Source organism: Rodentibacter trehalosifermentans (assembly GCF_002000545.1).
Classification (GTDB): domain Bacteria; phylum Pseudomonadota; class Gammaproteobacteria; order Enterobacterales; family Pasteurellaceae; genus Rodentibacter; species Rodentibacter trehalosifermentans.
In genome coordinates, this window is sequence record NZ_MLHL01000087.1 from 1 (window position 1) to 8,525 (window position 8,525).

The 8,525-nt window shown below is 40.0% G+C and carries 9 protein-coding genes; 8 read left to right on the forward strand and 1 reads right to left on the reverse strand.

Annotated features, from left to right (window positions below; genetic code table 11):
* From BKK52_RS13985 to BKK52_RS12270, 8 genes are all read left to right on the forward strand, one after another.
* Positions 1 to 1,021 (forward strand): VENN motif pre-toxin domain-containing protein (locus BKK52_RS13985; RefSeq protein WP_244160254.1); only part of this gene is annotated, 1,021 nt, incomplete at its 5' end.
* The gene (locus tag BKK52_RS12240) at positions 1,015 to 1,383 is read left to right on the forward strand and encodes a hypothetical protein (RefSeq protein ID WP_077473869.1); all 369 of its coding nucleotides are present in this window, start codon (positions 1,015 to 1,017) and stop codon (positions 1,381 to 1,383) included. The genes BKK52_RS13985 and BKK52_RS12240, both read left to right, overlap by 7 nt.
* Positions 1,384 to 2,895: a VENN motif pre-toxin domain-containing protein gene (locus tag BKK52_RS12245; RefSeq protein ID WP_131826453.1), complete on the forward strand. Its 1,512-nt coding sequence runs from the start codon at positions 1,384 to 1,386 to the stop codon at positions 2,893 to 2,895.
* Positions 2,892 to 3,254, forward strand: a complete 363-nt coding sequence (locus BKK52_RS12250; protein WP_077473867.1) for a hypothetical protein — start codon at positions 2,892 to 2,894, stop codon at positions 3,252 to 3,254. The genes BKK52_RS12245 and BKK52_RS12250 overlap by 4 nt, the downstream gene beginning before the upstream one ends.
* A 468-nt stretch (positions 3,255 to 3,722) precedes the next feature.
* Positions 3,723 to 6,044: a VENN motif pre-toxin domain-containing protein gene (locus tag BKK52_RS13995; RefSeq protein ID WP_242650030.1), complete on the forward strand. Its 2,322-nt coding sequence runs from the start codon at positions 3,723 to 3,725 to the stop codon at positions 6,042 to 6,044.
* A gap of 2 nt (positions 6,045 to 6,046) precedes the next feature.
* On the forward strand, positions 6,047 to 6,412 hold the full coding sequence (locus BKK52_RS12260; protein WP_077420910.1) for an Imm8 family immunity protein: 366 nt from the start codon (positions 6,047 to 6,049) through the stop codon (positions 6,410 to 6,412).
* 68 nt (positions 6,413 to 6,480) lie between these two features.
* A complete protein-coding gene (locus BKK52_RS12265; protein ID WP_077478808.1) occupies positions 6,481 to 7,848 on the forward strand; it encodes a VENN motif pre-toxin domain-containing protein in 1,368 nt (455 codons plus the stop codon).
* Positions 7,849 to 8,211: an Imm8 family immunity protein gene (locus BKK52_RS12270; RefSeq protein WP_077478809.1), complete on the forward strand. Its 363-nt coding sequence runs from the start codon at positions 7,849 to 7,851 to the stop codon at positions 8,209 to 8,211.
* A 77-nt stretch (positions 8,212 to 8,288) separates the two neighbouring features.
* On the opposite strand, the gene BKK52_RS13780 is transcribed toward BKK52_RS12270, so the two are convergent.
* The coding region (locus BKK52_RS13780) for a hypothetical protein (protein WP_208606166.1) at positions 8,289 to 8,525 on the reverse strand (237 nt) is incomplete at its 5' end.

The window sequence follows — 8,525 nt, forward strand, 5'->3', positions numbered from 1 at the left end:
AGAACAAATCAACCAAATTCAAGAGAATATCGACCGCACTTATGGCATAGGCAGCCCAAATGGCATGGCGATTCGAGCGGTGACGGCAGTGCTTCAAGCTGCAGCACAAAACGACACAAATGGTGCGATAGTGGCACTTGCCTCGCCTTATCTCAACAAGAAAATTCACGAAATGACAGATGGCGATACCGCAAAAGACAAGGCGGCAAACTTGGCTGCCCACGCCTTGCTTTCAGCCGTAGAGTTCCAAGTGACGGGCAAAGACCCACTGACGGGAGCCGTTGCAGGAGTAACGGGTGAAGCCACTGCAACCTTCCTCACCAAAGCCCTTTATGACAAAACCTCGGACCAGCTAACGGCGAGTGAGAAAGAGAACATCAGCATGTTAAGTCAGATTGCAGGAGGATTGGCAGGCGCATTGACAGCGAAAGCCAATGGCACGAGTAAAGAAAATGGCGGAGGAATGGCGCTTGCTGTTGCTGGAGCTGAGACGGCGAAAAGGGCGGTTGAAAATAATACATTTTTTATAGGATCTACAGATCAAGAGTATGTGAAATCGCTTCAGGTTAAAGCTAAAGCGGATGAGGTTACTAAGTTTATTAATGAGCAGGCAACAAAAGATGCTAAAGAATTAGGGATACCTCAATATATTGCCATTGACGCTGGCATATATAAATTTGGAGGGAAAATTGCTATCAATACGAGAACTGGAGATTTATTTTATTCACAAGTTCCAAGTTTATCAGTAATTTCAGATGCACATTCATCATCAAGCTTTGGATTCGGAGTTGAAGTTGGTTGGATACCTACTTTAAGTCACGAGGAAATTAAAAATATTGGTCCATCAATAAATAATATATTAGGTGGTGCAAGCATTGGAGGTAAAGCATGTTATGTTATTTATTGTGCCAGTGTAGGTAGTACTTTACCTATAGGCCCATCAAATAAAACTCATCAGATGATAGGAATTGGAATAGGAGAGGGATATTCTTTCGGTGGCGAGGTAATGAAAAAATGGTAAAACTAAAAAATGTAATTATATCTGCTATTCTTTTGATATTTTTTAGTGTAACGATAATTCATTCATGTAGTGATAAAGGACGATTGGCTACATATAAATTACAAGCAGGAGAAAGATTGATTTATTTTTTTGAAAAAGAAGGACTATCTAAGGATATATTAAAAGTAGATGGGTTTAAATATTATGAAATTAATATATTGTTACTAGGTGATGAGTCTGAATATGAGAGATTTATTACAAAAATTGGATATAAGAATAAGACGGGGACATTTTTTTGCAAAGATGGGAACTCTATCAGGCTCCTTAAAAGGAATGAAAATATATTATTGAAATATATATATGATGATAAATATTGTATATGAGTGATTTTGATCTGTTTTATAGCACAAAACGACACCAATGGTGCGATAGTGGTACTTGCTTCGCCTTATCTCAACAAGAAAATTCACGAAATGACAGATGGCGATACCGCAAAAGACAAGGCGGCAAACTTAGCTGCCCATGCTCTTCTCTCAGCAGTGGAGTTCCAAGTGACGGGCAAAGACCCTCTAACGGGAGCGGTTGCTGGGGTGACAGGTGAAGCCACTGCAACCCTCCTCACCAAAGCCCTTTATGACAAAACGCCAGACCAACTGACGGCGAGTGAGAAAGAGAATATCAGTACCTTGAGTCAGATTGCAGGAGGATTGGCAGGCGCATTGACAGCGAAAGCCAATGGCAGCACAGCGCAACAAGGTGGCTCATTCATCACTGCAACGGCAGGCGCGGACACGGCGAAACGGGCGGTGGAGAATAATTTCTTATTGAATAAGTATTCAGAGAAGAAATTAAATGCGAAGGAAAAAGCCCTCTTTGATAAGTTGAAAGCCTATGGTGTGGAAGATGTTGATAAATACCAAGAAGCCTTTAATAAAGCTGAAACACCGGAAGAGCGAGATAAAATCATTGCGCAATATCAGGCAACCGAGCGCCGTGGTAGCGAGATTGTTTTTGGGATGTACAAATCAGGAGAGTTGACAGAACAAGAATATCATTTGTTCAAAACGTCTTTTATTAATCAAAAAATGTTAGACGGTGCGAAAGACGGACAAATAGCAAATAAAGGTCAGAGCAAAGCCGGATTTTTGGAGACAAGTCCTTATGGGTATTATGGGCATCGTTTAACTACAATGGGTGCACTTCAAGACGCATATCTTGTAGAAGCTGAAAAAGTATTTTCGGATAGACAAGTCAGTTCGGGTCGTATGACGCCTGAAGAACGAGAAACTTATTTACAACTATTAGATATGTCTTCTCAAATGGCATCGCCGTTGACGCCAGATATGCTAAGAAATACGATAGACAATCCTGTAGAGACGGTCATAAACTTGGTCGTAGGAAAAGCCGTCGGAAAAGCAATGAGTGGCAGTAAAACTGCACCATCTTCAACAACGAAGAAAGTAGATGATGTGGGCCCTTTGGAGGTTAATAATAAAGTTAATGATAAATCGTCTGCTATGTCCAATATAGATGGATATGCTAACATAAATGTTCAGGGATATCCTGCAACGAGTAATAAAACAAGAGCTCAATTAAGAGCTGAATTAGCTTTTAAAGATGCAAATATACTAACTGTTGATGGTAAATTAACTGATGTTGCTATTAATAACTCTAGAATAATCAACCTTACTGACGGAGTTATAAAAAATCCATCAATAGTTAAGATATTAACAAAAGATGGTTCTAGAATAGAGGACTGGAAAAAAATGACGACAGAATCAATTAAGTTGTCTAATGGGCAGTCATTGCAAATTCATTTTTACAAAAATGTAAAAACTGGAAAAGTAGATTATGAGACTAAAGATTTTAAAGTTAAAGGGGTTGTTAAACCATGATTATAGTTGCTAAAGAAAGTGATGTTTCAATTACAAAGGATAAAGAATACTTTTGCTTTGGGCTAAACGTATTAATAGATGAAAATATTATATATGCTAATATTCTTAGAGATAAGGATAATACCCCAATTTTAGTTGAGTTAGGAAAGTTTTGTATTAAAGAGGGGGGAGATATTACTAATTGGAGCAAAAGATTTTATCTAAATGGAATGAGGATACTAATTGCACCGAATAGTATTATTGATTTTGATTGGGATTTATATCATGAAGGTGATGAAAATATGGAAGATAAATTTATATCAATTTATTCTAATCTGTTTCCTTATGATAGTTATCGTTTTAATTGCGAAAGAGAATAATTTGTTTGTTTTGAAAAGAGTATTGTTCTTGATTTAAACTTAATTGAGTAAAAATAAGTGAGGTTGATTCTTTCGGTATTATATAGCAGTTGCAAAAAGATTTAATTTTTTGTTTCTGCTACATTTTTCTTATTTTTTTATTTATGAGAGATAAGAATGATCAATGACAAGCTAAAAATTAATTTTGCAAAAGGCACTTGAAGAGAAAATTGAGTTAATTGAGTTCGAAAAGAAAGAGATGGCAACGAAAATCAAACAGCTTGAAAGAGCTCAGCTAAAGGCAAATCGAACTCAGATAGCGAACGTTGGCAAAACAGCCGACTCAACGCCGATAAACTCATCACCAACAGTGAAGAAGGGGGCTTAAGCCTTGAATCGGCAAACCTCAACACAAAACGTTGGGAAGGAGAGCTTCAAAGCCTGACACTCACCAGTCGTCAAGATACGGAAAAATACGACTCGAAACAGGTGAGTGCGGGTGCAAGCGGTTCGATAGCCTATGGTTCGGGCGGTGGCGCATCGGTGAATGCGGCGTATAGCAAGGCAAGCGTGGATTATGCTCAAGTGAGGGAGCAGACAGGCATTCATATTGGCGAAGAGGGGATGGACGCCACAATCCACAACCACACCCAACTCAATGGCGCCATGATTGAAAGCGAAGCAAGCCAAGAGAAAAACCGCTTTAAGACCGGCTCAATCAGTCATACGGACATAGAAAACAGAAGTGAAATTAAAACGGAAAGTGCGAGTATCAGTGCAGGTAGTGGCGGAATTAATCCAATGCAAGCGCTGAGCAGTGCGTTGAGTCTTTTGGGCAACAGCCATGAAAGTGAACGAAGCACAACAAAATCGGCTATCAGTGAAAACATCCATATTGACACAGAAACACCGGAAAATCTGACCGCACTTTCGCGCGATACGAAAAACGCCAATCAGCAAGTGAATAAACAAGACTTGAAGAAAGTGCAGGAACGGCAGGAAATGGCGAAGGTGATAGGGGAAATCTCAAACAACGCCATCAGTATTGCCACCTATGAAGAGCGGGAGAAAATGAACAAGCTCAGTCTTGAGAAGTTTAAACTGGAAGAGAAGTATGGCAAAAACCACCCACAAGCTCAACAGCTTGGAGAACAAATCAACCAAATTCAAGAGAATATCGACCGCACTTATGGCATAGGCAGCCCGAATGGCATGGCAATCCGTGCGGTGACAGCGGCGCTTCAAGCCGCCGCACAAAATGACACCAATGGTGCGGTAGTGGCCCTTGCCTCGCCTTATCTCAACAAGCAAATCCACGAAATGACAGATGGCGATACAGCAAAAGACAAGGCAGCAAACTTGGCTGCCCACGCCTTGCTTTCGGCGGTAGAGTTCCAAGTGACGGGCAAAGACCCACTGACAGGGGCCGTTGCGGGCGTAACGGGTGAAGCCACGGCGACAATACTGACTAAAGCCCTTTATGACAAAACGCCGGACCAACTGACAGCGAGTGAGAAAGAGAATATCAGTACCTTGAGTCAGATTGCAGGAGGATTGGCAGGCGCATTGACAGCGAAAGCCAATGGCACGAGTGAGCAACAAGGAGGCGCATTCATTACTGCAACGGCAGGTGCGGACACGGCGAAAAGGGCAGTGGAGAATAATTTCTTGAGTGAATCTTCAAGAGCGCGCCTAAATTATCTATTACAAAAACGTCAACGAGGTGAGGAGCTTTCAAAAGAAGAGAAAATAGAAATTGTTGAGCTGGGTTATTTTGACCAACGCAGTGATTGGCTGCTTGATAAAATTAAGAAAGGTGAAAAATTATCTAGCGTAGAAGAAATGGATTTTAACCGTTTCTTAGAGCGCTACATTATTGAAACAGCAAGTAGTCGAACACAATATGGCAAAGGAGAAAGAAATACAGCCAACCCTCGCACAACCTATGAAGGTGCAATGAATATCTTTAAACGCGATTATCTTGATAGAGAAGCAGTAAGAAATTACAGTTTCCCTGTTTACGGCTATAAAGAACAGGTTAATGACGCGATGAAGCATGTTCCGGAAGAACACCAAACACTCTTAGGTTGGGGAAGAAGTCAAAATGACTGGAAAGCGGATGAAGTGGTGTATCGTGAAGTTCAAAATGAATTAGATAAAGAACCACGCCTTCCACAAAATTTCGCAGAGCTTTCAGAAGAGATGATGAATTCCATTGTGGCTGTTGGAGGAGGCAGGGCGGCAAATGCGAAAAGAGTACCAATTCGTTATGGTATTAAAGCGACACCGACAATGGTGTATAACGGACTCAATGGTTCACGTTATCGCCAAGTTGAAGATTTGGTTGTAGGGAAAGGGGCGAGTGCTAATGAGGTATTACCGATTGTTGGAAAGACGAAAGGATATGAGTCTCAGACAACGAGGATTTCAACAAGTGCTGAGAATGTAGCGTTGTATCCTAAATTAAAAGAACAATTAGTTGTAGAAAATCTCCAGAATGTAGTCACTAAGAATCCCGTATTAGATCACGCTGCCTTTGGTAAAGGAAATCTAACGATTAATGGAATATTTACTCGTCAAGAGGTAGATAGACTTGCACGCGAATGGGTCGGAGATGGTGCTATTCGCAATAGTAATGGAGGTCTTACTAGTGCGGATGGAACAAGGAGATATAGACCACCCACTATGAAACCAAATTCATCTTATGCTGAGACTGGTGTTCAGGCTAATTTTGAGAGAGGAACTATAGATCCTAAAACTAACAAATTTATAGCAGATAGTAATTTACATATTAATATAGAGAACAATTAACAATGTTATATGCAGATTTAAAAGAAATATATTTTAATGGTCCAGAATGGACAAGGGATAAAGCCCAACATGCTATGCTTGAAGCAGCTTATTATTTACCTCTATATCTCTCCATTGGGATTAAAGGATCGGAAGGCGGTGATTACTTTAATGTAGATGTTTTTAACATTGGCTGGGTAAGAAAAGAAAAATTTATGATTGGATTACATAGCATAGTAGTTGACTTTGATAATTTTGATGATTTAGAGAAAGAATTGAAGATTCTAGTTAATTCTATTGAAGGTGAAACTTGGGAAGATATTGTGAAAGTATTGAGAAAATACTTTGAGTGGGAGTATGAAGATCATCAGTTTGTTGATTTTATCTAGCCGGTAAAGAAATTAACAAAATCCAAGCGAATATCGACCGCACTTATGGCATAGGTAGCCCGAATGGTATGGCAATCCGTGCGGTGACGGCAGCCCTTCAAGCGAGTGCACAAAACGACACGAATGGCGCAATCGTGGCCCTTGCCTCGCCTTATCTCAACAAGCAAATCCACGAAATGACAGATGGCGATACAGCAAAAGACAAGGCAGCAAACTTGGCTGCCCACGCCTTGCTTTCGGCGGTAGAGTTCCAAGTGACGGGCAAAGACCCACTCACGGGGGCCGTTGCGGGCGTAACGGGTGAAGCCACGGCAGAAATCTTAACCCGAACCCTTTACAACAAAGCACCGAGTGAGCTTACCGCGAATGAAAAAGAGAACATCAGCACGTTAAGTCAGATTGCAGGAGGCTTAGCGGGTGCACTCACTGCCAAAGCAAATAATATCGCAGAGCAACAAGGTGGCTCATTCATCACCGCCACAGCTGGGGCTGAGACGGCGAAACGGGCGGTGGAGAATAATTTCTTTGATGTTGACCCTCATCAAGAGCGCTTGGATGATATCAAACTCTTTGCGAAATTATATTTCAACGGCGATGAAGAAAAAGCAGAAGCCTATTATGACGCAATGCAACAAGGCAAATCGAAAGGCGTTAAAGATAACGTGGTTGAAACGGCGGAAGCTATCTTAAATCTTGATGAAACCGTAAAATCGCTTGCTTATGCAATCACCCATCCGAATGAAGTGATAGAGCAAGTCTATGTATCAATGGATGAATGGAATCAGCAATATGAATATGCGGTAAAACATGACCCTGCGTTAGCAGGCGAAATGCAAGGCTATATTTTGGGTAACTTTGGTTCAACCCCGGTTAGCGGCATGGTTGTTGGTGCGGCTGGGGCGAAGTTGTTGCAGAAATCGGCGGCGTTGGTGAAGAAAGGGGTTGAAAAAACGGGGCTACCTAATTGGGCAAACTCTAATTCTAAGTTGCCGATTGTTGGTAAAACGACAGGGTATGAAAATCAAACGACAAGGATATCAACAGGTGCTGATAATGTAGCGTTGTATCCTAAGTTGAAGGAACAGCTAATACAAGAAAATTTAGATAATATAGCAAAACTAAGACCCGAATTAATTCATGCTGCTACAGGGGAAGGAAATTTTACTTTTAAAGGTAAAGCTTTTACTGTCAAAGAGGTAGATGAATTAACCCGTATTTGGGGGGGTGATAATGCGATAAAAAATAGTGATGGATCTCTTATTAGTTTAGATGGAACTAGACAATTTAGACCACCTAAGTTTAAAACTAACTCAGTTCACACTGTAACAGGAATGCAAGTAAATTTTGAGCGTGGAACTTCAGTTTATAAAGATGGGAAGTTTAAAGGTTTTAAAGCTGATAGTAATTTACATTTAGATGTTATTAAGGAAGATTAAATGATTGTAGCTGACTTAAAAGATATCGGATTTAATGGGATTTCATCTAAATTAGAAGCACAATTAATTATGTGTGAACCAGAGTATTATATCCCATTATGTTTATCTATAGGCAAAAAAGGAGATATAGGGGCAGACTATTTTTATGTTGATGTATTTAATATTCAATATGCTAAAAAGTCTAGATTCTTAGCTTGTTCCAAATGCTTTATTGTAAGTGATGATATAGATGATATAGATGATATAGAGAAAGAAATTAAATATTTTGTAAATAGTATTCATGGAAAAGATTGGGAGGATGTCTTAAATCAGTTAAGAAGATATTTTGATTGGGAATATGAAAACCATAAATTTGTTGAATAATTTTAAGTATAAGGGGATATATCTTACAATGTATATAACGGTAAATATAAGAATGAAGAAGAACTAAAAAATGCGGTCTATGATGGTGTTAAAGATGCGATTAAAGTTCCTCTTCTTTCAAAATTAAAACCGGGTGCGCAGGCATTGAATAGTGTGGCTGTTGATTTTGTGTATGAGGTTAATAAGCCGGGGGCTACTGAGAAACAGATTAAGACTGAGATGGTTGGCTCTGGTATTGCTAGTGGTTTTGGAATTGTGTCTGAATATTCTTGGAAGAATAGTACTATACAAAAAATATGGGGCTGACGTAGATT